The following is a 26,073-nucleotide window of genomic DNA, read 5'->3' as shown; positions in this document are numbered from 1 at the left end:
GAGTTACTTACGCGGCTTTGGTCGAGAAGCGGTAACCGGTTCCCCGAACCGTCTGGATCAGATGGTCGTAGTCGTCGCCAAGGGCCTTGCGCAGCCGGCGGATGTGGACATCAACCGTCCGTTCCTCGACATAGACATTACCGCCCCAGACCTGGTCCAGAAGCTGGGAGCGAGTATATACCCGTTCCTGGTGGGTCATGAAGAACTGCAACAGCCGGTACTCGGTCGGGCCCATGGTGAGGGCGCCCTCGTTGGTGGTGACCCGGTGGCCGATCGGGTCCAGGGTCAGGCCTTCCACTTCAATGGGGTTGTCCACGCCGGGCGGTGTCGCGCGCCGCAGGACCGCTTTCAGGCGGGCAACCAGTTCCCTCGGGCTGAACGGCTTGGTGATGTAGTCATCAGCACCGACTTCCAGACCCTGAATCTTGTTGTCTTCCTCCACCTTGGCGGTGAGCATGATGATGGGAATATCGGCGGTCGCCTCTTCCTTTTTCAGGCGACGGGCCAGCTCCACGCCACTGGTGCCGGGGAGCATCCAGTCCAGGAGCACGAGATCCGGGTGTTTGTCGACAATCAGGGCATGGGCTTCCCGGGCGTCCGCTGCCTCCAGATAGTCATAATCCGCCATTTCGAGGGCCACGGCGATCATCTCGCGGATCGGCGCCTCATCATCGACGATCAGGACAGTTTTTCCAGTCATGAGCTTTAACCTGTGTCAGACCTTGATTTGTTGCTACCCCATTACAACGTCCAAGTGTTACAAGTATATGACAGGATCAGCGCATCAGCAGATCGATGGCCAGGCCAGTAAACACCGCGAACCCGGCCCAGCTGTTATTGAGAAACGCCTTGAAGCAGCCCTCACGCTCCCGTTCCCGGGCCAGGAACTGGTGGTACACGAACAGGCAGGCCATGACCACCACGCCCAGATAATAAAATGTGCCCAGTTCGGCGCGCTGGCCCACGATGACCAGGATCAGCACAACCATACCCTGCAGGGTGGCAATGATCGCTTTATCGGCATCACCGAACAGGATGGCCGTGGACTTGATGCCCACTTTCAGGTCGTCGTCCCGGTCCACCATGGCATAGAGGGTGTCGTAGGCCACCGTCCAGAGTACGTTGGCGGTGAATAGCAGCCAGGTGAGCTGGCTGAGTTCGCCGGCCTCTGCCGCCCAGGCCATGGGAATGGCCCATGAGAAGGCAGCTCCCAGAAAGAGCTGGGGCAGGTGGGTGTACCGCTTCATGAACGGGTAAATGAGCGCCAGCAGCGCACCACCGAAGGACAGGTAAAGGGTCAGGGGGTTGGTGAACAGTACGACCATCAGGAATGAAATCAGGCACAAGCCGGCAAAAAGCGCAACCGCTTCCCAGGGCTTCACCCGGCCGGCCGTGAGCGGGCGGTCCCTGGTCCGTTTTACATGCCGGTCCCAGTCCCGGTCGGCGAAATCGTTGATGGCGCAACCGGCGGCGCGCATGAAGAAAACGCCCAGTGTGAAAATGATGACATTGCCAAATCCGGGGCTGCCTTCTCCGGCCAGCCAGAGAGCCCAGTAGGTAGGCCAGAGCAGGAGCAATGTCCCGATCGGGCGGTCGATTCTGAGCAGGCTGGCGTAGTCGGCCAACCGGCGCTGGATAGGGTCTGGCATGGCATCGGGCAACATGGGGTGCGTCCGTCTGGTGTTCTGCGAATTCAGCAAGTGCAGGGGATTATAGCCAGTGGCAGGCGGTTGGTTAAAGCGTGTTCCGGTGAAGCAGGGCGGGCAGGAAATATTCACCCACCAGCAGGGAGCTGTTATGGCCACTGAACAGGGAGCGCCGGGCCAGCTCTGGCTGGCCGGGAATGACAGGATTGCAGAGGCCGGTTTCCAGCGGGCCCCGTTCCCAATGAGGGCTGGTGAACAAATAGGCCCCCAGTGGCCTGTTGCCCAGGTGCAGCAGGCGGCGCCCTTCACCTTCCAGGCAGTTCAGGGGGATGACGGTCCGTGCCAGCACCCAGGGCTCGCCATCACCGCACAGCCGGACTTCCCGTATCCAGGCGTGTTGCCTGGGGGGAATTGCCAGGCGCCGGGATTCTTCCAGGTTCGGCGAGTCGAAGCCCTCCCGCCGAACCTCGACATGGAATGACCGGGTGCAATGTTTCTGCAGGGCCCGGGTAAACGAGCCTTCCACCTGCAGCCAGTACCGGGCGCGGCCGTGCACCGCGGGATTGCGCAGCCCGGCCGCTGTGAGAGAGCGATACCAGCTCGTCGGGGGGATAGTCAGGTGGCTGTTGATATCGCTCAGTTGGCTTTTGATATCAGAGTCCCTTGACCGCATAGATGCCGGGCGCGTTGCGCCAGTAGCCCTTGTAGTCCATGCCGTAACCGAACAGGAAACGGTCTTCCACGTCCAGGCCGGTAAAATCCGCCTTCAGATCCGGGCGGGCTTTCCGGTCGTGTTTCTTGTCGACCAGTACCGCGGTGAGCACTTCCCTGGCACCGTGGGCCCGGCAGTAATCGGCAATGGCGCACAGGGTTGTGCCTTCATCCAGGATGTCATCCACAATCAGGATGGTGCGGCCGTTGATGTCGGCTTCGGGTTGCAGCTTCCACTCCAGGATGCCGCCGGTGGTTTCCTGGCGGTAACGGGTGGCGTGCAGGTACTCGGCCTGGACCGGGAACCGGAGCCGGGGCAGTAACTGCCCGGTGAGGATCAGCCCGCCATTCATCACGCAGAACAACAGCGGATTGCTGTCTTTCAGGCGGTCGGCAATATCGTCGGCCAGCTTGCCAATTGCAGTCTGTACCTGCTGTTCATCGACCAGGCAGTCGGCTTCGGCCATTACCTGGTTCATCTCGGCGACGGTATCGGTCATATCGGTCGGTCCTGTCGTAAAACGGGCGATTATACCGGAGAGGGGCGCCGGAAGGGAGGGGCGGTCAGTTCTCGCGGGCCGGTATGTGTGGCTACTGGCGGAAAACTCCGGAACCGAGTGTCGGCATTGGCATTGGTCAATTCCGGGGCGATGGGTATGATGGCCTGATTCAACCGTTGTTCGTATCTGTTAACAAGGGTAATACACTTGCGCGAAAGATTGTCGGACAATTATCATTGCGCCCGAAAGACATGGGGAGACGTTCTATGAAGAAGTGGCAGTGCGTGGTTTGCGGTCTGATTTACGATGAGGCGGAAGGCTGGCCCGAGGATGGCATTGAGCCCGGCACCAAGTGGGAAGACGTGCCGGAAGACTGGGTCTGCCCCGACTGCGGTGTCGGCAAGGAAGACTTTGAGATGATCGAGATTGGCTGATACCAGCCGGCGCGGTTGGTTAAACAAGGAACGCGGTTATGACTGAACAGGCCCCCATCGTTATCGTTGGCACCGGGTTGTCCGGCTACTCACTGGCGCGGGAAATCCGCAAGCAGGACAAAGAGACCCCGGTCATCATGGTGACGGCCGATGACGGCGTAAGCTACTCCAAGCCCATGCTTTCCACCGGCTTTACCAAGGGCAAGGATGCCGGGGGGCTGGCTCAGGCTTCAACGGAGGCCATGGCGGAGCAACTGAATGTGCGGGTCAGGACCTTCACCACCGTCACCGGAATTGATACCCAAGGCCACGAACTGGTGCTGGGCGACGAGCGCCTCGTCTACCGCAAGCTGGTTCTGGCCTGGGGCGCCGATGTCATTCGGCTGAGCCTGGAGGGCGATGGTCAGGAGCACGTGTTCTCCATCAATGACCTGATGGACTACCGCGAGTTTCGCAAGGCCCTTGGCGACGGCAAGCGGGTCGCAATTATGGGTGCCGGCCTGATCGGTTGTGAGTTCGCCAATGATCTGCGCAACGGCGGCTACGAGGTGGACGTGATTGCGCCCTCGGAAGTGGTGATGCCTGGCCTGTTGCCGGACGTTGCCGCCAATGCGGTTCAGCAGGAGCTGGAAAACCTGGGCGTCCGCTTCCACCTCGGCACCGTGGTGGACCGGATCGACCGGCAAGGCGGTGGCGTAGCCCTGAGCCTGGCCAATGGCGAGACTCTGGATGCCGATCTGGTGCTGTCTGCCGTGGGCTTGCGGCCCCGGATCGGGCTGGCCGAGGCGGCAGGCATTGCCACCGGTCGTGGCATTACCGTCAACCGTGCTCTGGAAACCTCGGCGCCGGACGTCTATGCCCTCGGGGACTGTGCCGAGGTGGATGGCCACGTTCTGCTCTATGTCCTGCCCCTGATGGCCTGTGCCCGGGCCCTCGCCAAAACGCTGACCGGCGAGCGAACCGAGGTGCGCTATGGCACCATGCCTGTGATGATCAAGACCCCCTGTTGCCCTACTGCCGTCTGCCCGCCGGCTCCGGATGCCCGGGGCAGCTGGGATGTGGAGCAGGACGGCACTGACGTCAAGGCGCTGTTCAAGAGTCCGGATGGTGAGGTCCTCGGGTTTGCAGTAACAGGTCGCTTTGCGTTGGAGAAACAGGCATTGTCCCGGGAAGTGCCGCCGATACACGGGTAACCCTCCGAAATGACTGAACGGCCCCCGGTTTTCTGGGGCCGTTTTTATCTGCCGTTCGCGGCTTTTCATTGCGAAATCTCCCCGCTTGCGGTAGAAAACTCCGTCGTGTGCTAACGAAATCACAGGAGCAGGCATGCTTGAGGTAACCAGGAAGCTGGTGGAATTGCTGGACCTTTCGCCCATTGGCGATGATCACTTTCAGGGCGATAGCGAGGATCTGGGCTTTCCCAACGTGTTCGGCGGACAGGTTATCGGCCAGGCGCTGATGGCTGCCAGCCGCACCGTTGAGGGGCGTCTGTGCCACTCCCTGCATGCCTATTTTCTGCGCCCCGGCAATCACAGCATGCCCATCGATTACGAAGTCCAGCGGGTCCGGGATGGTGGCAGTTTCTCCGTTCGCAGGGTGATTGCTCGCCAGGATGGCAAGGAAATCCTGACCGGCTCCATGTCGTTCCAGGTGGCTGAAGAGGGCTTTGAGCATCAGTTAAAGATGCCTGACGCGCCGGGCCCGGAATCACTTCGTTCGGAACAGGAATGGGGCAAGATCCTGGCACCCCAGGTGCCGGAAAGAGTGCGCGAAACCCTGACCCGTGATCGCCCGATCGAGATCCGGCCCGTTAACCCGGTAAATCCGCTAAAGCCCGAAAAACGTCCGCCCCACAAGCAGAGCTGGTTCCGCGCTCAGGGGCCGTTGCCGGATGATCCGGTGCTGCACCGCTGCCTGCTGACTTACGCGTCCGATTTCCAGTTTCTCGGGACCTCCCTGAACCCCCACGGCCTGACTTTCATGAGCAAAAACCTTCAGGTCGCCAGTCTTGATCACGCCATCTGGTTCCATCGGGATTTCCGGATGGATGAATGGCTGCTGTACGACAAGGACAGCCCCAGCGCCTCGGCGGGTCGTGGTTTTAACCGCGGCAACTTCTTCAGTGAGGAGGGTTTGCTGGTGGCTTCCACCACCCAGGAGGCGCTGATCCGTCAGCGTTGACAGGGTGCTCAGCCGAGTTTTCGCTGGTCCGGTTGGTGGTGGTTTCGGCTCAGCCAGTCCAGCAATTCATCGAAGGGGAGCGGTGGTGTGATCAGGTAACCCTGGATCATGTCACACCCCATCTCCCGCAGCAGATCCGCCGTGCCGTGATCCTCCACGCCTTCTGCAACTACCCGGTAGCCCAGACTGTGGCACATATCGATGGTGGTCTGCACAATGACCCGGTCTTCGGCCTCGGTGGCAAGATCCGTGACCAACGACCGGTCAATCTTGACCTCGCTGGCCGGTAACTGCTTGATGTAGGACAGAGATGAGTAGCCGGACCCGAAGTCGTCGATGGAGATCGGAATGCCGGTGGCGCTCAGGGAGTTGAGGGCTCTCAGGGAATTGCCCGGGTCCTGCATCATGGAGGTCTCGGTGACTTCAAGGATGATGGCGCCCTGGTGGCTGTGAAAACTGCTCATCAGCTTCTGAACGAAGGCCGGAAAATCCGGCTCGCGCAGGTTGTTGGGCGAGATGTTGACGGAGATGGTCAGTGGCCAGCCCTGATCCAGCAGCCGGGAGCGAAGCTTGAGGGACTCCTCGAGAACCCAGCGGGTAAGGGGTTTGATCAGGCCGCTCTGCTCCGCCAGCGTAACCAGTTCGTCGGCCCGGAGAGGCTGGGAGCGTCCCGGCCAGCGAATCAGTGCCTCGAGGCCGACGATCCGGTTGGTCCTCAGCGACTGTTTGGGCTGCATGAAAAGCGCCAGCCCATCATTTTCCAGTGCCTGCCGCAGCTCCGAAACCATGGTAAGCCGGTCAGCGCTGTAGGAATCCCTTGCCGGCTTGTAATAGGCGATGCCCCGTTCCCGGGCCGAGTCCGAGCCCTCGGCGATCACCGCCCGGCGGATCAGCGTGTTCGCATCCAGGCCATGCTCCGGGAAAATCGCCACACCCAGTCGCGGGTCCAGAGGCACCTGCATGCCAAGGTACTCGATAGGGTACCGAATGCCGTCCAGGCCCTTGAGAATCGACCGGGGAACGGAGCCGGTGGCATCGGCATCGACGATAAACGCAAAGGTCTGTGGATCCAGTGAGGCCAGGAAAAAGTTGCGCAGATCGCTCTGTTCCACTGGCATGGCGCCCGGCAGCTCCCGGATAACGGCATTGTAGTGTTTCGACGCCAGCTCCAGGATCCGGTCGCTGTTGCGGTGGCCCAGAGTCTTGGTAACGGACTGCAGGTTGTTCAGGTGAATGATCGCAACGCCATAGCGCTTATCCGGGCCGCGCATCATCAGGTCATTCAGCATCATCTCGAAACTGCTGCGGTTGGGGAGACCGGTCAGCGGGTTATGCAGGGCGTGGTCCATCAGTTTGAGCTCTGCCGAGCGTCGCGCTGCCATGGCTCTGAGTTCGGCCTCCCGGGCTTCCACCTTCTCCTGCCGTTGCTGATACAGCCGCGCCGCCAGAGCCAGTGTGAGCAGGATGGCCTCCAGCGCCGAGCCAATCTGCATCCCGTAGGTGGTCAGGAAGGTAGTGGGTAGCAGCCCGTATTTGTTGGCCGCGGTGACGGCACTGCCGAGCGTCAATGCGCCCCAGGCCAGGGTGTAGTAACTGGCCTGGGGGTTACCCTTGGCCCACTGCAGGGGGCCAAGGGTTGTCAGCAGCAGGAAGCTGGGAATGGCCAGTGCAACGGTCAGACGGCTCCCGGTGCTGTAATCGGCGAAGAACGTGATTGCGGCCGCTACGGCATTCAGGGCGATGGCAATTACGACCAGGCGGTCCAGGGTAGGGCCGGTATCTTGCAGTTTCAGAAACGAGCGGGAGAACAGCAGGGTGAACAGCATGGCGAAGGGCACCGAGAGCAGCATCATCTGGTTCTGTATGGCAGGGTTGTCCGGCCATATAAGCTGAAAGGAGGTGCCATTGAGGCTGCCGATCACCAGCAGATAGCCGAGCGTGGACAGCACATAGAGCAGGTACATCGGTTCCCGCAAGGCGGAAAAAATGAACAGATTAAAGAAGATAACGGTGATCAGGATGCCGTAATAGACTGCGTGCAGCTGATCTTCGATGGATGCGTGCTCGAAGAATGCCTGCGCGTTCCAGAGTCTGAGTGGTATCTGCATGGCTCCCTGAGTGCTCACTTCGAGCAGAATCTGGTACTCACTGGCAATGCTCTGTTCAAAGGGAAACAGGAAATGGCGGTATAATATGGGCCGTTGCGCAAAGGGAGCCCGGTCTCCGGTTTCTACCCGGTTTGCAATGCGACCGTTTTCCAGCAGATAGAAAGTGAGCCTGTCGAGCTGGGAATAGCGGACTTCCAGAAGATTGATCGTTGCCGGGCGGCTAACGGGAAACCGGAGCCAGACCGTGTCCCTGATGTAGCCGAAATTCGGGCTTTCCTCTTTCAGGGTTTGCCAGTCGTCGGACGCCAGCGCTTCAGTGGCGGTGAGGGTGCTGTCCGGGTCAACGCGGAGGTACTCAATCTGCGGGATATACGATGTTTCAGCCCCCTGGGAAGGGGCTGCCAGGCCTGACAACAGAGTCAGTGCTATCAGCAAACGGAGCCATTGTGTCGATGCCACGGTGTACCGCTTTATATCGTTGTCTTTCCGAGTATGGCGTGTCGCCATTAATGGCTCAAGTCGGTGGCAGGACCGGTTACGCAAATTTGTGTAATCCGGTCAGATCTGGCTAAGCCAGTCCCGGGCCCAGGGCAGTGCGTCTGCTTCAGGCTCCATGGTTTCCAGGGAGTCAATGCGCAGGGTATCACCAACCTTGCGGGCCGAAGTCTCGTACAGCGCTTCCTCCATCAGTTCACCGGCGCCGCAGAAGGTGTCGCCGTAGGAGCTGTCGCCCAGAACGATCACGCCGAAGGGTCGGCCCGGTTGCTGTGGCAGCTGATCCCGCAAATCCAGATAGAACGGCAGCAGGTTCGGTGGCAGCTCGCCCTGCCCGGTGGTGGATGTGCAAACCAGAAGCGGGTCATGGTTCGAGGTGATGTCTTCCAGCGCCGCGCTTTCCAGCAAGGTGACCTGATGTCCGTCGGTTTCCAGATCCTTCTTGATTGCCCGGGCTGTCAGTAGCGCGCCGCCGTAGACGCTGCCCACCAGAATACGGATGGCTGTCATTGGTTTACCTGTTCAGTGTACTGGGTTCAGACCATAGGGTCCCGTGGTGGCGCACGATCATAACGGGAGCGTTTGGCGGGCTCAACTCACGGGCTCAACTCACGGGCTTAACTGGTGGGTCAGTCTCCTGACTGCGCACTCGTGGCGCGATTCGGTTGCGGCCGGATTCCTTGGCACTGTACAGGTTTACATCGGCTTGTTTAAGCAGGTCGTCCAGGGATCCGGCCTTGGCAATAGAACAGACGCCGGCACTGATGGTGACCGGCAGGCTCTGCCCCCTGAACCGAAACGGCTGCCTGGCTACCCTGGAGCGAAGCCTTTCTGCCAGGGTCAGTGCCTGGAGCAGGGAAGTGTCGGGGAGGAGTACCAGAAATTCTTCGCCACCCCACCGGGCCGCCACATCGGTTTGCCGGATTACTGTTCTCATCAGCGCAGAAAATTCACGGAGCACTTCGTCACCGGCATCGTGCCCGAACTGATCGTTGATGGTCTTGAACAGGTCAAGATCAATCAGGGCAATGGAGAAGTGGTGCCCGGAGCGCAGGTAGCGGGAAAACTCCATGGCCAGGCGGTTTTGCATGTCCCGGCGGTTGGACAGCCCGGTGAGCTCGTCGGTTCTCGCCGCATACTCGTGGGTTTCGGCAAGCGCCACCAGCTCATTGCGGGCCTTGAGACGGCTGGCTTCAAGGACAAAACAGAAAATTGATTCGAAGGTGAGGGTGGCAAAGAAGCGGATCTTGAAGTCCATGCTGTATTCCGCGGCCACCAGTGGCAGGCCGGGAAACTGGAACACCACAACGGCAATGAGGTAACAAAACAGCAAAACCGCCGTGCCGGTTTTCAGGTCGGTGAGGTAGAACAGCAGGGGCGGAAATACATAGAACCAGAGGGGGCCGGTATTGCTCTCGCCGCCAGAGGCCATCAGATAGGTAAACAGCAGGCCGACAATGACAATCAGCCCGCCTTTCTGCCTTGTCTGGTCGCCGGTGCGGGCAAAATACAGCATGTTCAGGCCGATCAGCCCGATAAACGACCAGAGCACCCAGGCGTGGGTTGTGTGGCCTGCGAACCAGGCCTTGGCGCCGATTCCGACGAGAAAGGCTATGGCAGTGACCGACAGCCAGGTGAGCAGGCGCGAGACCTGGAAGTCTTCCCGTTCGCCGGCGGCGATCTGGCCGGAGGAGGTTGGTTGGGACATGCAAGCCTTATTCTTGGTGTTTTTGTAATTTAGACGCTTTTAGCCCGGATTATGAGTGAAGTTAGTGAAATTTTGCAGTCCCGTCTGTGATGTGTTTAGCCTGATTGAAATATGACCGTTTTATTTCAATTTCATGTCAAAGATTTTATAGTTGCGGCGCGGCAAAGCTCGCTCCCCTTTTTTCACAGACTAAACGAGACCTGATCTGTTATGGCCCGTTCGAGCGGATTCCTGGATACCCTCCTTACCAGCCCTACCACGGAACGATACAGGGTCGGCATCAGCCTGCTTTTCCTGCTTGGAATATGGCTGACTGTCGGATCATTCAGCCAGGGAATGCCGAACAGCATGTTGCTGATGGCCGCCGCGGTTATTGGCGGGTACATGGCGATCAACATCGGCGCCAATGACGTTGCCAACAACGTTGGTCCGGCGGTGGGGTCCGGGGCCCTTTCACTGGGCGCGGCGGTTGTGATTGCTGCTGTTTTTGAAGCGGGCGGTGCGATCATTGCCGGTGGCGATGTGGTCTCTACCATCAAAGGCGGCATTATTGATCCCTCAACCCTGGAAGATGGCCGGGCCTTTGTCTGGCTGATGACAGCGGCCCTGCTGGCCGGCGCGCTCTGGCTGAATCTGGCCACCTGGATGGGCGCGCCGGTATCGACGACCCACTCCATTGTTGGCGGCGTGCTTGGTGCCGGCATTGCTGCCGGCGGCTGGGACATTGCTGACTGGGCGGTGATGGGCAAGATTGCCGCGAGCTGGGTTATCTCACCGGTGCTGGGTGGTGCCCTGGCGGCGCTGTTCCTGTTCGTGATCAAGAAGACGGTGCTGTATCGCAAGGATGTCATCCCGGCGGCGCGCACTTTCGTGCCCTGGCTGGTGGCTATTATGGCCTGGGCGTTCGGTACCTATCTGATGGTCAAAGGGGTGAAGAAAGTCGTCAAGGTAGACTTTCTTGAGGCTACGCTGATCGGTCTTGCGGCAGCGGCTGTGGTGTTCTTCGTGATGCGTGCACTGGTGGGACGACTGGCATCAACCATGGAGAACAGCTCGACCGGAGTGAACACACTGTTTATCTGGCCGCTGATCTTTGCAGCTGCGCTGCTGAGCTTTGCCCATGGTGCCAATGACGTGGCAAACGCCATCGGTCCGCTGGCAGCCATTAACGATGCCCTGTCGACCGGAACGGTGATCACCTCGGCCAGTATTCCGCTATGGGTCATGATGGTAGGTGCTCTCGGCCTTGCCGTTGGCCTGATGCTGTTTGGCCCGCGCCTGATCAAGACGGTTGGCAGCGAAATTACCGAACTGGACAAGACCCGGGCCTTCTGTATCGCGCTGTCTGCCGCACTCACCGTTATTCTCGCTTCCCAGCTGGGCCTGCCGGTCAGTTCCACCCATATCGCGATTGGTGGTGTATTCGGCGTTGGATTCCTGCGGGAATACCTGAAATCCAACTATGTGACTCAGCTGCACAAGATCATGGAGCACCACGATCCTGCCGAGCAGGAGCGCCTCAAGCCGTTCCTCGACGACTTTCGCAACGCCTCTGTCGAGGAAATGGAAAACCTGCTGAAGCAGGCCAAGAAGAAAAAACAGGTGCCGCTGTCCAAATCCGAACGCAAGCGGCTGAAAAAGATTTACCGGGAAGAAATGGTCAAGCGCTCCCACCTGGTGCGGATTGCGGCGGCCTGGATCATCACCGTGCCCGCCTCGGCCATTATGGCGGCCATCCTGTTCTTCACCCTGCGCGGCCTGCTGGTCTGATGCGTCGGGCTGGTTGTAACAGACCAGTTTGGCCATACTATGCAGAAAGTACGGGGGCTATGCCCCCGAGCATCCATTTGTCCGGGGAGTGAAGTATGAGTACATCGAGTGAGAGCCGTCAGGCGAAGATGATTGATGAGCTTCGGGTATTCATCAAGAAGGTGTTGAGCGATCCGACCATTGCGGTCAAATCCATGGAGATTGCCCGCAAGCATCGGGGTGAGCCGAATGCCGAGGAGATCATTGCCCGGGAAATCAGTGCCAACACCACCATCCGGATTCCCGAGAACTGGAGTGAGGCGGACCGCATGTTCCTGGATATCATCCACGATGTTCTGGATGATGAAGAGGCGCTTTACTGACCCGGCCCCGAACTCAGAGCGATTGGGCCAGAGCCCTGGCCCAATTGCGGTCTAGGACTGAACCCACCTCCATGGCTCCGCACAGCTTTTGAAACGTCCCCCAGCCGGCTCACCTGGCATTTACAGTCGCCTTCATGCTTGCCGGGCGTTGGGAGTTACCTGTTTCAATACTGCATCCGCCATCTGATGCAGTATGTTTATTTCGTCCTGGATTCCCTCATCCGCTGACAGTTCCCGTTGTTCAGCCAATATGTCCGCCAGGATGTCCTTTGTGGTCAACGGGTTTGCCAATACCACCCGGAACACGATGCAGGGGAAGTTGAAATAACGGGCGGGTTCCAGTCGGGTCCGTGAGACGAACGCCTTGCCCCGTTCCCGCTGGGTTTTCTGGATGAACTTGGTGATCCGGTTCAGGCAGGTGTTAAGCTTTTCCGCCTGCAATGGATCGGCACATGCCAGTGCTTCCTGAACGTTCCCCGGGCAATAGCGATAAGTCAGGATGTTCAGTTCCGGTCGGGTGACCAGTTCGAAATCCGGCTCTGCTTCGATCATTTCCGCAAAGGTTTTGGCCTTGTCGATGCCCTGGTCGATCAGGATCTCGTAGCCCTCTCTGGCCAGGATTTTCAGGCCGGAGTGGATGAGCATGGACATGCCGGGCCGGGAGCCTTCGAGGGTGGTGCTGCCGAGGTCCCGGGAGCCTTTCCGGATGATGTACTGGGCGTGGTGTTCGACCGCGCTGGCCAGGCTTGGGTCCCGGAACACGACCAGGCCCACGCCCATGGGTACATAGAGCTGTTTGTGGGCGTCGAAGGTGACGGAGTCCGCTTTTTCGATGCCTCGCAGCAGGTGTTTGTAGGTGCGTGAGAACAGGGTCGGCCCGCCCCAGGCGGCGTCTACATGGAAGTGGGCGCCGAATTCCCGGGCGATGTCAGCCATGGCATCCAGTGGGTCGACGTTGCCGGTTTCGGTGGTGCCGGCGACGCCGCAGATGGCCATGACCTTGATCTTCTGACGCTGCAGTTCCAGGCATTTGTCCCGCAGGGCGTCGGTCTGGATTCGGTTTTCGTCGTCAGTATCCACCGAAATCAGGGATTCCCGGCCCAGACCGAGGACGTCGGCGGCCTTGCGCAGGGAGTAATGGCCGCGACGGGAGGTCACGACGGCAGCGCCCTCGTAACCGTAGTATTTCAGGGCCCGGAACAGGCCTTCCTGGTGCAGGCCACGGAAGCTGCCTTCGGCGGGGAAGGCGCGGTTGCGGGCTACCCAGAGGGCGGTCAGGTTGGCTACGGTGCCGCCGGAGCACATGGCGCCCAGGGCATGGCGGGGATCGTGCATCCACTTGCGATAGAAGGCGCCGTCCTCCTGGTAGACCAGTCGGTGAATCATGCCGAGGACCTGGCGCTCCATGGGGGTGAACGCCTTGGAGGTTTCGGTTTTGACCAGGTTCTGGTTCAGGGCAATCATGATCTTGGACAGCGGCAGCATAAAATAGGGCAGCGCTGCGGTCATGTGCCCGATAAAAGCCGGGGAGGCGGTGTGAACGGAGTTGGCGACCAGTTTGTCCAGGAGGAACTGGGCCTGTTCAGACACGAAGACGGGTTTTTCGGGGATGCTGTAATCGGAAAAGTCTTTCTCCACATCCGAAAGGTCCCGCTCAACCGCAACAATGTGCTCCTGCAGGAAGCCTGTAAGGTTGCGGGAGATGTTCTGGTCAATCCGGCTCAGCGTGGATTCCGGCGCCTCGGGCACCGTGAATACGCGATACATGGCCTCAACCGAGGCCTGGGCGGATTTTTTCTTTCCGGTCATAGGCGCCACTCACACTCAGTGGTCATCCGGAGGGCCGGTTCCGGATGCCCTGCGGATACGGCCGGCATTCATGTCCGGCATTGGTTTCTGGTCACCTGCCCCTGGCAGGCGCACTGGCATCCCTGAGGGGCCGTAGTATACGGCCTGGCGACAGGTTACGCCACATATGGCCCCTGCCCGGGGTGTTGTGTTCCGGTCAGAGTATCTCCCGGTGTATGTCCAGTATGGCAGCATCCACCCGTTCCTGGATGGCTTTTTCGACTTGGTCGAGGCGTTGGGTGATCTGCCGGGAGGAGGTGCCCAGGGCGGCGATGGTCCAGGTGGCGCGATCCAGGGCATCCTGATCGGCGGTTTCGGCCACGGCCAGGTCGGGTTCTTTGCCCCAGACGGCCTTCAAGGCGGTGAAGACTTTGCGCTTGGCTTTGAGGTCTTCGCAGCCGTAGAGTTGGAAATGTAGTGTCAGGACGCCTACGTGGGGCGTGATTACTGGCTGTTGGGGCTTTTGGCCTTCCCTCAGGAGTTTTCTCAGGGCTTCTGACATGGTTGGTTCCGACTTTGGTGCCTGAACCGGCGGGGGTTGGCTTTCCAAAACACGCTCCTTACGGCACATCCCTGTGACGCTTGGGCTCCGCCATCCATGGCTCCGCACAGTTTTGGAAAGCCAACCCCCACCGGTTCGCATAGTTCTCAGTAGGCTTCTGTTGCCTTGGCCGTCGTTCGTTATAGCGCCGACAACAAATACATTAGCCTACTACAGGCGTTGCCCGTTTGATAATGGCTGCCGGGTCGGTGCCGGAGGGCAGGTTGCCGTAGTTCATGCCACCGCCGGACTGCAGGCGGGAGGCGCAGAAGGCGTCGGCTACGGCTCTGTCGGAGTGGCGCAGAAGCAGGGACGCCTGCATGACCAGGGCCATCCGGTCGACCAGGTTGCGGGCGCGGTACTGGAAGTCGCTGATGTCGGCGAAGTCGTGTTGCAGTTGCGCCAGGAACTGGTCGAAGCGTCGGTCGGCGCCTTTGGCTTCGGCGGCTTCTTTGAAAAAGGCGTCGAGGGTTTCGGGTTCTTTTTGCAGGGCGCGGAGGGTGTCCAGGCACTGGACGTTGCCGCTGCCTTCCCAGATGGCGTTGACGGGGGATTCCCGGAACAGGCGGGGCATGATGCAGTCTTCCATCACGCCGCTGCCGCCGATGCATTCCATGGCTTCGTAGGCATGGTTCGGGGTGCGTTTGCAGATCCAGTATTTGCCGACCGGTGTCGCCAGGCGGGCCAGGAGGCGTTCGTGTTCCTTGTCCTGGTTGTCCAGGGCGCGGGCGATTCGCATGGTGTAGGTCAGTGCGGCTTCGCTTTCCAGGGCCAGGTCGGCGAGCACGTTCTGCATCAGCGGTTGTTCGATCAGGCGGTTGCCGAAGGCGCTGCGGTGGCGGCAGTGGTGAGTGGCCTGGGCCACCGCCTGGCGCATACCGGCGGAGCTGCCGATCATGCAGTCGAAGCGGGTCATGGCGACCATTTCGATGATGGTGGCTACGCCACGGCCTTCTTCGCCCACCATCCAGGCGAGGGCGCCGCGCAGTTCGGCTTCGCTGGAGGCGTTGGCGATATTGCCCATCTTGTTTTTCAGGCGCTGGACCTGCCAGGGGTTCTTGGTGCCGTCCGGGCGCCAGCGGGGCATCAGGAAGCAGGATAGTCCACCCGATGCCTGGGCCAGCACCAGGAAGGCGTCGCACATGGGGGCGGAGACGAACCATTTATGGCCCACCAGTTCATAGGCCTGGCCGGGGCCTTCGGCACCCACCGGGTAGGCTCTGGTGCTGTTGGCCCGGACATCGCTGCCGCCCTGTTTTTCGGTCATGGCCATGCCGATGGTGACGGAGGTTTTCTGGCTGTCCGGCAGGTTGCGTGGGTCATAGCGGTTGGCGAGGATCCGGGCTTCCCAGTCCGCCGCCAGTTCCGGCTGTTTCCGGATGGACGGGATGGCGGCAAAGGTCATGGTCACCGGGCAGCAATGGGCCGCTTCCACCTGGGAGTGCATGTAGTATTTGGCGGCGCGGGCCACGTGAGCGCCCTGGCCGGGCTGGCTCCAGGGGCTGCTGTGCAGGCCGTTTTCGAAGGCAATCCGCATCAGTTCATGGTAGGCCGGGTGGAAGTCCACTTCGTCTATGCGGTGGCCGAAACGGTCGTGGGTATTGAACACCGGCTTGTTGGCGTTGGCGCGAAAGCCCAGGTCGATGGTTTCGGCGGCGCCGGCCAGGGCGCCGAATGCCTTGAGGTCTTCGGTTGCGCTTCCGGCACCCTCTCGGAGAGCGGCTTCCTGCAAAGCAGTGTCCTGCTCAAACAGGTTATAGTTCTCCAGAGCCGGGGGCTGGTTGAAGACCTCGTGGGTGGTGGCCAGGTAGCGATCCTCCTGGTCGGTTGTTGGCATCTGGGGTCTGGGTTGCCGCGCGTTCATTGCTACCTCCTGGTGCCGGTCAATCCCTGTATGCAGAAGCGGATGATGGAATCGACCAGCGGGTCGTTGTTGTCAGTTGTTGCGCAGGCAGTCTGGCTGGTCTGGGTTGGCGACAGCGGGCCAACCAGGCTTTCTGCAATGGCACCGACCAGGCAGGTACTGCTCTGGCGTGCGTCCTGATCCGGTATGCACTTTTCTGCGATGCCTTCCCGGATCGCTTTCTCAAACAGGCTGGCGTAGGCCTTACGGTACGCCAGCCGCTCCTCTTCAACTTTCGGATCCACCGGCTCGGCAATCAGTGACCAAGCCATCATCGGGCCTTTCAGGGCCCGTTCGGCGAACTGTCTCAGGGCCCGCTCAAGCCGTTCGGCTGCGTTTCCTGTGGTGGCCAGTGCTTCGGCAACCTTGTCCACTTCCCGCTGGGTTGCCAGCCGGAATATTTCCGCAAACAGGTCTTCCCTTGACTCGAAGTGCCGGTAGATGGTTCCCGTGGCGACGCCCGCCAGGTCAGCAATACGGGTAACTCTCGCGCTTCGGAAACCACCCTCGGCAACGCACCGGTAGGTGCATTCCACAATCCGCTTTCGCGCCTCGGCCTTACGCTGGCGCATTTTCTCCGTTTCCCGATAGGCCATTCCGGCTCCCTATAAGTAGTGAATCATCATTCATTCTTTGTGTCAATTCTTCAGGCTCTGGATAGATAATAAATTAAACCTTTTAATTCATTGCCTTATTAATGGTTACAAAAAATTACAAAAAAGTCGTTGCCGGTCAATGGCGTGGTCACAAAAAGCAGATTATAAAGACGCCAAGACGAGGCCGCAGGCGGTCGTTCGTCGATACGGAGTGAGGTTCCCTGCGGGGTCGCAGCACTCGACCATCTGTTTTCGTTGATGGAGAAAAGATGATGAGTGAATTCGACGAAAGCAACCTGGAGCAGTCCGGAAGCTGGACCAGCGACAGTGATGACAACCATTCCATTGCCGGCCGTGCACGGATTCGCGCACAGTTGCAGGCAGACATTGATGCTTTCCTGAGCCAGGGCGGCAGGATACAGGAAGTCGATACAACCTTTCGTTCTGATTGCCCGCGCAAGGTGGAAGTCGGGTTCAACAACCGCTCCCTCTGAACGCCGGTCAGGCAAGCCGGGGCACTGCCCCGGCTCTGTTTTTGATCCCTGTCTCGGTACGACCTGCCAGCCTGGTTTATCCTCGCCCGATACCATCCTGTCCTGTTAAACCGGGGCAAGGCGCCAGTCACCCGATGATTCCGGATCCGCCCTTGGCCATGAAACCCCTTATCCGATTCTGCGTTGCATTGTCAGTGATAATAGCAGTTGTTGTCGCATTCTGGCTGTTCACCACCGATTCACAGGAAACCACCCCACCCGCCAATTCTTTCAATCAGGGTGGGCAAACGGTCGTGGTGGCGGAACAAGGGGCTTCCGGCGGGCAGAATGCCCCCTCGAAGCTGGTTGGCGGGTCGTCGGCAGTTACTGTCCCGGAAACCTTGCCGGCTTCCCTGGCAGGTACATCTGTTCCGGGCGGATGGGCCAGAACGGACCGGTTAGGCAATTTGATACCCACCCCGCATTTGCGCCAGATGTTCGAGTATTTTCTTTCCGCCCTGGGAGAGGAGTCACTGCACCAGCTGGTGGCCCGTATCGAGTCCGCCCTGGCGGCGCTTGAGGAACCAGCGAGATCCCAGGCCCTGGCAACCCTCGGCGCTTATCTCGATTACAAGCTGGCCGTTTCGGAACTTGAGCAGGCCTATGGCGATGCGACTGGCCTTGGCCTGGATGAGACGCTGCGACGGATGTCTGAGGTCCATGCCCTGCGCCGAACCTGGCTGGATGCCGCTACCGCAGAGGCCTTTTTCGCCGATGATGAAGCGGTAGACCGTTTTCAGATGGAGAAACGCCAAATTGCCCGGGACGGGAGCTTGACGGCTGAAGAGAAGGCCGAAGCCCTGCGCAAGGCCGAATCATCGTTGCCGGAACCGCTCCGCGAGGCCCGGGAAGAAACCCGTCAGTTCGCCGAGTATGAACAGGTGCGCCAGCAGCTGGCAGGCGATCCCCGGGCACTGCAGGCCTGGCGGCAGGAGGTGTTCGGCGCGGAAGCGGCGGACCGGCTGGCGCAGCTTGAAAAGGAACAACAGGAGTGGGACCAGCGTTGGCAGGTGTACTCCGTGGAACGGAACCGTCTGATGTCGTCCGGGTTGGCGGCACAGGAGCGGGAAGAGGCGCTGGATCGCCTCAGGGCCCGCCACTTCAATGAAACCGAACGGATCCGTGCCGAGGCGCTGGATTCCATCCGGTAATCGCCCTGTCATCAAATCGGATTAACCTGCTGGGCGAGCCTGCAACCGGCGGCGCTGGCCGTGTATGATGGTGCAGAGGGCGCCGGACCGGCGCCGGGAATATTCATCAGACGTTTTGTTCAGTCATTCAGGAGGTTGTCCGTGCCGATTCCGACTCCCCGTGCTTTCCCCGCTGCCCGCCTGCGCCGCAACCGGGCCAGCGATTTTTCCCGCCGGCTGGTTCGGGAAAACCAGCTGACACCGGGCAACCTCATTTATCCGGTGTTCGTGCTGGAAGGCGAGGGCCAGCGTGAGCCGGTGCCGTCCATGCCGGGGGTTGAGCGCCTGAGTATCGATCTTCTGGTCGATCAGGCAGCGGAGCTGGCAGAGCTGGGAATTCCTGCCGTTGCCCTGTTTCCGGTGGTGCCCGCGGAGAAAAAGAACCTGTCCGGTTCCGGCGCCTGGGATTCTGACGGCCTGGCCCAGCGGGCTGTCAGGGCCCTGAAAAAAGCGCAGCCGGAGTTGGGCGTGATCACCGATGTGGCGCTGGACCCGTTTACCACCCACGGCCAGGACGGCATCATTGATAACGAGGGTTATGTGCTCAACGATGTGACCGTCGAAGCGCTGGTCAATCAGGCGCTTTCCCATGCCGATGCCGGTGCCGATGTGGTCGCCCCCTCGGACATGATGGACGGCCGGGTTGGCGCCATTCGGCAAGCGCTGGAAAATGCCGGCTATGTGAACACCCGAATCCTGGCCTATTCTGCCAAGTATGCATCCAGCTATTACGGCCCTTTCCGTGACGCGGTGGGTTCGGCCGCCAACCTCGGCAAAGGCAACAAGTCCACTTACCAGATGGATCCGGCCAACAGCGACGAGGCATTGCACGAGGTGGCGATGGATCTGTCCGAAGGTGCCGACATGGTGATGATCAAGCCCGGTATGCCGTACCTGGATATTGTGTACCGGGTGAAAACGGAACTGCGGGTGCCCACATTTGTGTACCAGGTCAGCGGTGAATACGCCATGCACATGGCGGCGGCACAGAATGGCTGGCTGGATGAAGAGGCGGTGATGATGGAAAGCCTGATGTCGATGCGTCGGGCTGGCGCCGACGGGATCCTGACCTATTTTGCCGTGCGTGCCGCCCGCCTGATGCGGGACCGGCAACGCTGACAATCGATACAAACCAATCGCCGGCGTGCAACACAGCGGCGGTGAGCAACACTGAAACCGAGGAAACATGACAGCGGAAACGGTCAAGAATCAGACAAAGGGTGGTGAGCTGAGTGTGCCTGCGCCGGTGGAAGTTCCCCCGGTGGGCGAAGAGGTCAACCTGGACGCCAGTGAAAACTACTTCAACCGGGAGCTGAGCCAGCTCCAGTTTAACTACCGGGTGCTCAAACAGGCTCTGGATACTACCCACCCGCTGATCAATCGTCTGATTTTCTGCTGTATTTTCAGCAGCAACATGGATGAATTTTTCGAGATTCGTGTCGCGGGCCTGCGTCAGCAGATGAAGTATGGCCGCGAGACCATTGGCGCCGATGGCATGATGCCGGACCAGGCACTGGCGGAAATCAGCCGCGTTGCCCATGACTATATCCATGAACAGTATGACATTCTCAATAACGTACTCATTCCTGAAATGGAGCAGCAGAACATCCATTTCGTGCGTCGCCGGGAGTGGACCCCGCAGCAGGCCGAATGGGTTCGTAACTATTTTGAGGAGGAAATTCTGCCGGTTGTCAGCCCCATCGGGCTGGACCCCTCGCACCCCTTTCCGCGCCTGGTCAACAAGAGCCTGAACTTTATCGTGGAACTGGACGGCAAGGATGCTTTTGGCCGTGAAACCGGTATGGCGATTGTCCCGGCCCCCCGGTCGCTGCCGCGCCTGGTGCGACTGCCGGATGATGTATGCGACGGCGGAGAAAACCTGGTGTTCCTGTCCTCCATGATCCACGCCCATACCGACGAGCTGTTCCCTGGCATGGAAGTGAAAGGCTGCTACCAGTTCCGGCTCACCCGTAACGCCGACCTTGAGCTTGAGGACGACCTGGAAGACCTGGCTTCGGCCCTGCGAGGGGAGCTGCTCAGCCGGCGTTTTGGTGATGGCGTGCGCCTGGAGGTGGCGGATAACTGCCCGCAGGAACTTGTGCAGTTCCTGCTGACCGAGTTTGGCCTCACCGAACGGGATCTGTACCAGGTCCATGGCCCGGTGAACCTGACTCGGCTGATGGCCGTGGGTGGTCTGGTGGATCGGCCGGACCTGACCTATTCCGGCTTCTCGCCATCGATTCCCAGGCAGATCCGAAGCAAGGACTCGATGTTTGACGCCATCCGCAAGCAGCCGATACTGCTTCTGCATCCCTATGAAAATTTCAGCCCGGTGGTGGATTTGCTGCGCCAGGCGGCCAAGGATCCCCAGGTACTGGCCATTCGCCAGACTCTCTACCGGACCGGGGCGGATTCCGAAATTGTCGAAGCGCTGGCCGATGCCGCCCGGCGCGGCAAGGAAGTGACCGCCGTTATTGAGTTGCGGGCCCGGTTCAGTGAGGCAGAGAACCTTGAACTGGCGAGCCGGCTTCAGGAAGCCGGGGTGATCGTGGTCTATGGCGTTGTCGGCTATAAGACCCACGCCAAGATGATCCTGATTGTTCGCCGGGAGGAAGGACGACTGCGGCGCTATGTGCACCTGGGCACGGGTAACTATCACGCTGGCAACGCCCGCCTGTACACCGATTACAGCTTCATGACCTGTGATGAATCCATCAGCGATGACGTCAACAAGCTGTTTCAGCAGCTGACAGGCATGGGCAAGGCCCTGAAGATCAAGAAGCTGTTTCATTCCCCGTTTACCCTGCACTCGCGTTTGCTTAGCCTGATTGATCGGGAAGCCGGCTATGGCGAGAAGGGCCGGATTATCATCAAGTTCAATGCCCTGACCGAGATCCAGATGATCAAGGCCCTGTACCGGGCGTCCCAGGCGGGCGTGAAAATTGATCTGATCATCCGCGGCATCTGTTGTCTGCGCCCCGAGGTACCGGGCCTTTCCGATAACATTCGGGTAAGATCCATCATTGGTCGCTTCCTCGAACACACCCGGGTCTATTACTTCGGCAACAACGGCCGGCCCGATGTTTACTGCTCAAGTGCGGATGGTATGGAGCGTAACCTGCTGAGCCGCGTGGAAACCGCGTTTCCCCTGGACGACCCGGCCCTGGCGGCCCGTGTTCGCGAAGACCTGGATACCTATCTGGCGGATAACTGCCAGTCCTGGGTGTTGCAATCGGACGGCAGTTACATCCAGAACCAGCCCGCCGAAGGTGAGGAGCGCCTGGCGTCCCAGCTGGTGTTGCTGGAACGGTTGACTGGAAAAAACTGATGTCCCGGACGGAGAGCGCATTTTGAATGCCAAATGGATGATTGCCGGCGCCGGAGTGCTGGTTGTGGCCGGTGGCCTGCCGTGGGTGGTGGGTTATGTCACCGAACAGCAGTGGCAGCGGGCAACGGCAGAGGTCAACAGTACTCAGCCGTTCCTGAAGTTAGAGACAGAAGATTATCGCCGGGGCATTCTCGGTTCAGAGCTGAGCGGCTCAGTCAGCCTGTTGAATCCTGAAACCGGTGAGTCCAATCGGGTGGCTTTCCGGGCGGATGTTACCCATGGGGTGACAGGCAGCCTGATGAACTTTGAGCCGGCCGACGGTTGGTCCGCACCGGGTATGGACTGGTTTCCCGTGGAAGACCCCAGGCTGACCCTGGAGACTCGGCTCTGGGGTACCGCGACCCTTGAGCTCGAAGTGCCGGGTATGTCTGTTACTGACGCCGGGACAGGCGAGTCCCTTGACACCAGCGGCGGGCTGGCGAGGATCGAAATCAGTGACGCGGGCTCCAGTGCAGAGGCACTGGTGGTCTGGCCCGCGCTGAGGTTGTCTGGCCCGGAGATGGATGTCCGTGTCAGCGACTTCCGGATGGAGCAAACCATGAATCACCTTTCCGGTGAGGTCTGGACTGGCTCCGGAGAGGTTGTGGTCGAATCGGTGTCTGTCACGCCCGATCAGGAGCAGCCGGTTGCTCTGAACGGCATCTCTGTTCAGAGCAGCAGTGAGTCGGTCAACAATGGTGGGCGACTGGATTCGCGTGTGGCCTTCGAGGTTGCCGATATTGCGCTTTCCGAGGAAGCTTATGGCCCCCAACGGCTGGTATTCGCCTTGGAGGGGCTGGATGTGGCAGCCTGGAGTACCCTGACAGAAAGTCTGTCGGCGATGCAGGCACTGGCTGTTACTCAGGCTTCGGGCGATCAGGACCGGTTTGACCAGCAGATGGCCGCCATGGAGCAGATGAATGCCGCCGTACGGGATTTGGCCGCGGCCGGCTTTTCCGTGGGTTTTCCGGAGTTGTACATAACAACGCCGGAAGGCGCGGTAACGGGAAGCGCCCGGATTTCCCATCCGGAGCTGACGGCGGATCAGAAAACCGAGATGCTGATGGTGATGCAGCGCCTGACCGGCGACATGAATCTGAGCCTGCCCCTGGCCCTGGCAGAGACGTATCCGGAGCTGCGGCTGCAGCTGGCGCCCCTGATCAAGCAGGGTATACTGGTTCAGGAGGGCGACAGGCTGGTGCTGGATGCGCAGGTTAAGGATCTGATGGTTGATGTGAACGGCGTGGAAATTCCATTACCACCGCTGCTCTGAATCGTGGGTCAGGAACAAAAAAGCCCCGGTGCCGGGGCTTTTTTGTTCCCTCAGGCCCGTTCAAACTTCTGTTTCAGGGCAGCCTCTACCACTGGATCGACGAATTCAGACACATCGCCGCCCAGGGATGCGATTTCCCGGATCAGGGTGGAGGAGATGTAGGACAGGTGGTTCGCGGGAGTCAGGAATACGCTTTCCACCTCCGGGGCAAGCCGACGGTTCATGTCTGCCAGCTGGAATTCATACTCGAAATCGGAGACGGCGCGCAGGCCGCGCAGGATCACGGTGGCGCCCTGCTCACGGACAAAGTCCGCCAGCAGGTTGCTGAAGCCGGTGACGCTGACATTGGGGAGATGCGCGGTTGCCCGGCGGACCAGTTCACAGCGCTCTTCGAGGTTCAGAAGCGGCTGTTTCTTGGGGTTGTAGGCGACGGCAACGACGATTTCGTCAAACATGCGGCCGGCCCGTTCGATCAGGTCGGTGTGGCCGTTGGTGATTGGGTCGAAGGTGCCCGGGTAGACGACTTTAGGCATGCACAGCTCCTTTCTTTGCAAGGGCCTAGGATAGCAGAATTTTTCGCCATCTGTAGGTGGCTTCCAGGGCTTTGGGAGGTGCGTGTTGGTTATGCGGGTATGGCCGGCAGGAAGGGCTTATCCGGGAAACGCTACAAGCACATCCATGTGCGCTTGAGCGAAGCCATCCCTGGCTTCTCACATTCCCGGATAAGCCCTTCCTGCCGACCTGTCGATCTCCGTGCTGGCATCCCCGATGGAAACTAGGCGCTCATTGGCCAGCAATGCCAGCAGCCTGTCGGACTTAAGGCTGATCTACTGTGCCGGTGGGGAAGATCGAGGCGTCGTGGATGCTGAGATTTCTTACGTGGTGGTGTTCGCCAAAGCCGTTGCGGAAGTTGAATTCGTCCGAGTAGACGGATTGGGGCGCGCCGTAGAACGGGTCCACCTGCTGGGGCATCTGGGCGACGGTGGCGTTAACGGGGTGGATGAAGGAACCTTTGCCAATGCGCTGGTGGGGATCCGGGATATAGGACCTCAACAAGAGACCTGGCGAGCCGATGGCACTCGCCGCGACCACGAAGTGCCGGGCCCTGAGGGTCACGTTCACGCCGGTTGGGGTGACCCCATCGGCGGCCAGGGCAGCAGCCTGGAGGTGGCTGATCCGGTCCTGGTTCATCACCAGTTTGTCGGCCCTCAGGCTGTGGAACAGCCGGGCGTTGTTGTCCAGGGCGCCGACCGCACTCAAGCGGCCGGCCGGCCCCGAGGAACGCAGACTAAGGTTTTAGCGGATAAACAACTTATAAACCATCTTGTGTGTCGCCGTGCCATGGGGCGCATAAACAAACTTGCCGCTGTTGAACTTCTGCTTGGTGAAAATGGCCCGGTGATGGGAGAAGGTCAGGAAGCCTTCGCGGCCATGGTAATGGCCCATCCCGGAATCCCCGACGCCACCAAACGGCAGATCATCCTGAGCCACATGCATCAGCGAATCGTTGATGCACATGCCGCCCGAGTGGGTGTTATCCACAACATGCTGCTGCTCGGTCTTGTCATAGCCGAAGAAATACAGCGCCAGCGGCCGCGGCCGGTCATTGATGTAATGGATGGCTTCATCCAGGCTGCCGTAACTGACCACCGGCAGAATCGGGCCGAAAATCTCATCCTGCATTAGTTTCATGTCCGGCGTGGTTTTCAGAGCCAGCGTCAGCGGAATCTTGCGGGTACCGTCCTTCATGTTTTCCCGGGCCGGATTGACCTCCAACAGCTCGGCACCCTTTTCCCGGGCATCATCCAGGTAGCCCTGCAGCCGATCGTACTGGCGTTCATTGATGATGGCCGTGTAATCATCGTTGTCCCGCAGGCTCGGATACATTTCCGAGAAGCGGGCCCGGAATTCATCGACAAAGGCCTGAACCCGGTCTGCCGGGCAGAGCACGTAATCCGGCGCCACGCAGGTCTGCCCTGCGTTGAACGCCTTGCCGAAAGCAATGCGCTGGGCGGCATCTTCCATCGGCACATCCGGTGACACCACAGCCGGCGATTTGCCACCCAGCTCCAGGGTGACCGGGGTCAGATTTTCCGCAGCCGCCCGCATGACCAGCTTGCCCACGGTGGTGGAGCCGGTAAACAGCAGGTGATCAAACGGACGCGACGAGAAGTCCGCCGCCACATCCGCCTCGCCATTGATAACCGAAACCAGGTCCCCGGGGAGGCTGGCCTCAATCAGCTCCCTGAACAGCGCCGAGGTGTGCGGCGTGTATTCCGACATCTTGATCATGGTGCGATTGCCCGCTGCCAGGGAAGCGACCAGAGGCCCCACAGCCAGATACAGTGGATAGTTCCAGGGCACGATCACACCGACAACCCCTTTTGGCTGGTAGTGAACCTTGTTGCTGGCCGGTTGGAACAGCACGGATACGTGTCGTTTGGAGGGTTTCATCCAGCCACTGAGGTGCTTCAGGGTGTAATTGATGCCCTGAATGGAGGGCATGACCTCGGCGATGAGTGATTCGTCCTTTGAGCGGCAGCTGAAGTCGCGGTCGATGGCGTCCAACAAACGGTCCTGGTTGCTCAGCAGTACCCGCTTGAGGCGTTTCAGGTTCTCCTGACGTTCGGTCAGGGAAGGCATGGGATTGTTGCGGAACGCCTTTTTCTGCTCCTCGAACACCCGGTGGGTGTGCTGGATCTGTTTCTTGCTCTCGGTGAGCTGAACGACAGTGGCTCCCATGATGATCTCTCCTCTGTGGTGCCGCCCTGAATCAGTCGGCAGCCGGTTATTCCTGGCATTGCACGATTGGCGAAAAATTGTGCGATTTGCGTCTGGAGCTATTATTAGAGTATATACTCTAGTGAGTCAAGCGAAGGCAGGTGGCGAATCGGGCCATCTGTGAGC

The 26,073-nt window shown here is 59.8% G+C and carries 24 protein-coding genes; 10 read left to right on the top strand and 14 right to left on the bottom strand.

The features are described 5' to 3' along the window. Positions 1–7: 7 nt before the first annotated feature. The 4 genes from phoB to NLK58_RS11395 all read right to left on the bottom strand — a co-directional run bounded on the left by phoB (position 8) and on the right by NLK58_RS11395 (position 2,857). Entirely contained in the window at positions 8–700 is a 693-nt protein-coding gene (gene phoB, locus NLK58_RS11410; RefSeq protein WP_117618655.1) for a phosphate regulon transcriptional regulator PhoB, read from the bottom strand. A gap of 76 nt (positions 701–776) precedes the next feature. Then, positions 777–1,664 (bottom strand): 4-hydroxybenzoate octaprenyltransferase, encoded by an 888-nt coding sequence (gene ubiA, locus NLK58_RS11405; RefSeq protein WP_117618654.1) that lies wholly within the window; start codon positions 1,662–1,664, stop codon positions 777–779. A 70-nt stretch (positions 1,665–1,734) separates the two neighbouring features. Beyond that, a complete protein-coding gene (locus tag NLK58_RS11400) occupies positions 1,735–2,319 on the bottom strand; it encodes a chorismate lyase (protein ID WP_341580787.1) in 585 nt (194 codons plus the stop codon). Further along, positions 2,300–2,857: a hypoxanthine-guanine phosphoribosyltransferase gene (locus NLK58_RS11395; protein WP_117618653.1), complete on the bottom strand. Its 558-nt coding sequence runs from the start codon at positions 2,855–2,857 to the stop codon at positions 2,300–2,302. The genes NLK58_RS11400 and NLK58_RS11395 overlap by 20 nt, the downstream gene beginning before the upstream one ends. Before the next feature lie 266 nt (positions 2,858–3,123). Between NLK58_RS11395 and NLK58_RS11390 the strand changes: the two genes are divergently transcribed. The 3 genes from NLK58_RS11390 to NLK58_RS11380 all read left to right on the top strand — a co-directional run bounded on the left by NLK58_RS11390 (position 3,124) and on the right by NLK58_RS11380 (position 5,472). Then, positions 3,124–3,291 (top strand): rubredoxin, encoded by a 168-nt coding sequence (locus tag NLK58_RS11390; RefSeq protein ID WP_008173532.1) that lies wholly within the window; start codon positions 3,124–3,126, stop codon positions 3,289–3,291. A gap of 38 nt (positions 3,292–3,329) precedes the next feature. Continuing rightward, positions 3,330–4,484 carry an NAD(P)/FAD-dependent oxidoreductase gene (locus NLK58_RS11385; protein WP_117618652.1) on the top strand — a complete coding sequence of 385 codons (1,155 nt, stop codon included), beginning with the start codon at positions 3,330–3,332 and terminating at the stop codon, positions 4,482–4,484. A gap of 133 nt (positions 4,485–4,617) precedes the next feature. After that, positions 4,618–5,472: an acyl-CoA thioesterase II gene (locus tag NLK58_RS11380; RefSeq protein WP_117618651.1), complete on the top strand. Its 855-nt coding sequence runs from the start codon at positions 4,618–4,620 to the stop codon at positions 5,470–5,472. A gap of 8 nt (positions 5,473–5,480) precedes the next feature. Here the strand turns inward: NLK58_RS11380 and NLK58_RS11375 are convergent, their stop codons facing one another. The 3 genes from NLK58_RS11375 to NLK58_RS11365 form a co-directional block, all read right to left on the bottom strand. Then, positions 5,481–8,087 (bottom strand): EAL domain-containing protein, encoded by a 2,607-nt coding sequence (locus NLK58_RS11375; RefSeq protein ID WP_341580786.1) that lies wholly within the window; start codon positions 8,085–8,087, stop codon positions 5,481–5,483. Positions 8,088–8,138: 51 nt separating this feature from the next. Beyond that, entirely contained in the window at positions 8,139–8,585 is a 447-nt protein-coding gene (locus tag NLK58_RS11370; RefSeq protein WP_117618649.1) for a flavodoxin, read from the bottom strand. A 94-nt stretch (positions 8,586–8,679) separates the two neighbouring features. Next, on the bottom strand, positions 8,680–9,783 hold the full coding sequence (locus NLK58_RS11365; RefSeq protein WP_117618648.1) for a GGDEF domain-containing protein: 1,104 nt from the start codon (positions 9,781–9,783) through the stop codon (positions 8,680–8,682). A gap of 210 nt (positions 9,784–9,993) precedes the next feature. On the opposite strand from NLK58_RS11365, the gene NLK58_RS11360 reads away from it, so the two are divergent. Next, positions 9,994–11,553: an inorganic phosphate transporter gene (locus NLK58_RS11360; protein WP_117618647.1), complete on the top strand. Its 1,560-nt coding sequence runs from the start codon at positions 9,994–9,996 to the stop codon at positions 11,551–11,553. A 95-nt stretch (positions 11,554–11,648) separates the two neighbouring features. Next, positions 11,649–11,915, top strand: coding sequence for a hypothetical protein (locus NLK58_RS11355; RefSeq protein WP_117618646.1), 267 nt, complete (start codon positions 11,649–11,651; stop codon positions 11,913–11,915). A gap of 132 nt (positions 11,916–12,047) precedes the next feature. On the opposite strand, the gene panP is transcribed toward NLK58_RS11355, so the two are convergent. The 4 genes from panP to NLK58_RS11335 all read right to left on the bottom strand — a co-directional run bounded on the left by panP (position 12,048) and on the right by NLK58_RS11335 (position 16,803). Further along, positions 12,048–13,724, bottom strand: a complete 1,677-nt coding sequence (gene panP, locus NLK58_RS11350) for a pyridoxal-dependent aspartate 1-decarboxylase PanP (protein ID WP_341580785.1) — start codon at positions 13,722–13,724, stop codon at positions 12,048–12,050. 196 nt (positions 13,725–13,920) lie between these two features. Next, on the bottom strand, positions 13,921–14,265 hold the full coding sequence (locus NLK58_RS11345) for a DUF503 domain-containing protein (protein WP_117620360.1): 345 nt from the start codon (positions 14,263–14,265) through the stop codon (positions 13,921–13,923). A gap of 202 nt (positions 14,266–14,467) precedes the next feature. Continuing rightward, positions 14,468–16,168: an isovaleryl-CoA dehydrogenase gene (locus NLK58_RS11340; RefSeq protein WP_341580784.1), complete on the bottom strand. Its 1,701-nt coding sequence runs from the start codon at positions 16,166–16,168 to the stop codon at positions 14,468–14,470. 2 nt (positions 16,169–16,170) lie between these two features. Beyond that, complete coding sequence (locus tag NLK58_RS11335) at positions 16,171–16,803, bottom strand: TetR/AcrR family transcriptional regulator (protein WP_117618643.1); 633 nt, start codon at positions 16,801–16,803, stop codon at positions 16,171–16,173. 272 nt (positions 16,804–17,075) lie between these two features. Between NLK58_RS11335 and NLK58_RS11330 the strand changes: the two genes are divergently transcribed. The 5 genes from NLK58_RS11330 (at position 17,076) to NLK58_RS11310 (ending at position 23,166) form a co-directional block, all read left to right on the top strand. Beyond that, positions 17,076–17,297, top strand: a complete 222-nt coding sequence (locus NLK58_RS11330; protein ID WP_117620359.1) for a hypothetical protein — start codon at positions 17,076–17,078, stop codon at positions 17,295–17,297. Positions 17,298–17,455: 158 nt separating this feature from the next. Then, positions 17,456–18,487: a lipase secretion chaperone gene (locus NLK58_RS11325; protein ID WP_117620358.1), complete on the top strand. Its 1,032-nt coding sequence runs from the start codon at positions 17,456–17,458 to the stop codon at positions 18,485–18,487. A gap of 141 nt (positions 18,488–18,628) precedes the next feature. Next, positions 18,629–19,645: a porphobilinogen synthase gene (gene hemB, locus NLK58_RS11320; RefSeq protein ID WP_117618642.1), complete on the top strand. Its 1,017-nt coding sequence runs from the start codon at positions 18,629–18,631 to the stop codon at positions 19,643–19,645. A gap of 67 nt (positions 19,646–19,712) precedes the next feature. Beyond that, complete coding sequence (gene ppk1 / locus NLK58_RS11315) at positions 19,713–21,854, top strand: polyphosphate kinase 1 (RefSeq protein WP_341580783.1); 2,142 nt, start codon at positions 19,713–19,715, stop codon at positions 21,852–21,854. Between the two features lie 22 nt (positions 21,855–21,876). Continuing rightward, positions 21,877–23,166 carry a DUF945 family protein gene (locus NLK58_RS11310; RefSeq protein ID WP_341580782.1) on the top strand — a complete coding sequence of 430 codons (1,290 nt, stop codon included), beginning with the start codon at positions 21,877–21,879 and terminating at the stop codon, positions 23,164–23,166. A 50-nt stretch (positions 23,167–23,216) separates the two neighbouring features. On the opposite strand, the gene coaD is transcribed toward NLK58_RS11310, so the two are convergent. The 3 genes from coaD to NLK58_RS11295 all read right to left on the bottom strand — a co-directional run bounded on the left by coaD (position 23,217) and on the right by NLK58_RS11295 (position 25,908). Continuing rightward, the gene (gene coaD, locus NLK58_RS11305) at positions 23,217–23,699 is read right to left on the bottom strand and encodes a pantetheine-phosphate adenylyltransferase (RefSeq protein ID WP_117618639.1); all 483 of its coding nucleotides are present in this window, start codon (positions 23,697–23,699) and stop codon (positions 23,217–23,219) included. 283 nt (positions 23,700–23,982) lie between these two features. Then, on the bottom strand, positions 23,983–24,426 hold the full coding sequence (locus tag NLK58_RS11300; protein WP_341580781.1) for a GMC family oxidoreductase N-terminal domain-containing protein: 444 nt from the start codon (positions 24,424–24,426) through the stop codon (positions 23,983–23,985). Between the two features lie 36 nt (positions 24,427–24,462). Continuing rightward, complete coding sequence (locus NLK58_RS11295; RefSeq protein WP_117618638.1) at positions 24,463–25,908, bottom strand: coniferyl aldehyde dehydrogenase; 1,446 nt, start codon at positions 25,906–25,908, stop codon at positions 24,463–24,465. Positions 25,909–26,073 lie beyond the last annotated feature (165 nt).

The organism is Marinobacter metalliresistant, assembly GCF_038098645.1.
In the GTDB taxonomy this organism is placed as follows: domain Bacteria; phylum Pseudomonadota; class Gammaproteobacteria; order Pseudomonadales; family Oleiphilaceae; genus Marinobacter; species Marinobacter metalliresistant.
This window is presented reverse-complemented; position numbering and strand designations above follow the sequence as displayed.

Coding starts and splice junctions, on each gene's coding strand:
- phoB (WP_117618655.1), bottom strand. CDS start 700: ATGACTGGAAAAACTGTCCTGATCGTCGATGATGAGGCGCCGATCCGC.
- ubiA (WP_117618654.1), bottom strand. CDS start 1,664: ATGTTGCCCGATGCCATGCCAGACCCTATCCAGCGCCGGTTGGCCGAC.
- NLK58_RS11400 (WP_341580787.1), bottom strand. CDS start 2,319: ATGCGGTCAAGGGACTCTGATATCAAAAGCCAACTGAGCGATATCAAC.
- NLK58_RS11395 (WP_117618653.1), bottom strand. CDS start 2,857: ATGACCGATACCGTCGCCGAGATGAACCAGGTAATGGCCGAAGCCGAC.
- NLK58_RS11390 (WP_008173532.1), top strand. CDS start 3,124: ATGAAGAAGTGGCAGTGCGTGGTTTGCGGTCTGATTTACGATGAGGCG.
- NLK58_RS11385 (WP_117618652.1), top strand. CDS start 3,330: ATGACTGAACAGGCCCCCATCGTTATCGTTGGCACCGGGTTGTCCGGC.
- NLK58_RS11380 (WP_117618651.1), top strand. CDS start 4,618: ATGCTTGAGGTAACCAGGAAGCTGGTGGAATTGCTGGACCTTTCGCCC.
- NLK58_RS11375 (WP_341580786.1), bottom strand. CDS start 8,087: ATGGCGACACGCCATACTCGGAAAGACAACGATATAAAGCGGTACACC.
- NLK58_RS11370 (WP_117618649.1), bottom strand. CDS start 8,585: ATGACAGCCATCCGTATTCTGGTGGGCAGCGTCTACGGCGGCGCGCTA.
- NLK58_RS11365 (WP_117618648.1), bottom strand. CDS start 9,783: ATGTCCCAACCAACCTCCTCCGGCCAGATCGCCGCCGGCGAACGGGAA.
- NLK58_RS11360 (WP_117618647.1), top strand. CDS start 9,994: ATGGCCCGTTCGAGCGGATTCCTGGATACCCTCCTTACCAGCCCTACC.
- NLK58_RS11355 (WP_117618646.1), top strand. CDS start 11,649: ATGAGTACATCGAGTGAGAGCCGTCAGGCGAAGATGATTGATGAGCTT.
- panP (WP_341580785.1), bottom strand. CDS start 13,724: ATGACCGGAAAGAAAAAATCCGCCCAGGCCTCGGTTGAGGCCATGTAT.
- NLK58_RS11345 (WP_117620360.1), bottom strand. CDS start 14,265: ATGTCAGAAGCCCTGAGAAAACTCCTGAGGGAAGGCCAAAAGCCCCAA.
- NLK58_RS11340 (WP_341580784.1), bottom strand. CDS start 16,168: ATGAACGCGCGGCAACCCAGACCCCAGATGCCAACAACCGACCAGGAG.
- NLK58_RS11335 (WP_117618643.1), bottom strand. CDS start 16,803: ATGGCCTATCGGGAAACGGAGAAAATGCGCCAGCGTAAGGCCGAGGCG.
- NLK58_RS11330 (WP_117620359.1), top strand. CDS start 17,076: ATGAGTGAATTCGACGAAAGCAACCTGGAGCAGTCCGGAAGCTGGACC.
- NLK58_RS11325 (WP_117620358.1), top strand. CDS start 17,456: ATGAAACCCCTTATCCGATTCTGCGTTGCATTGTCAGTGATAATAGCA.
- ppk1 (WP_341580783.1), top strand. CDS start 19,713: ATGACAGCGGAAACGGTCAAGAATCAGACAAAGGGTGGTGAGCTGAGT.
- coaD (WP_117618639.1), bottom strand. CDS start 23,699: ATGCCTAAAGTCGTCTACCCGGGCACCTTCGACCCAATCACCAACGGC.
- NLK58_RS11295 (WP_117618638.1), bottom strand. CDS start 25,908: ATGGGAGCCACTGTCGTTCAGCTCACCGAGAGCAAGAAACAGATCCAG.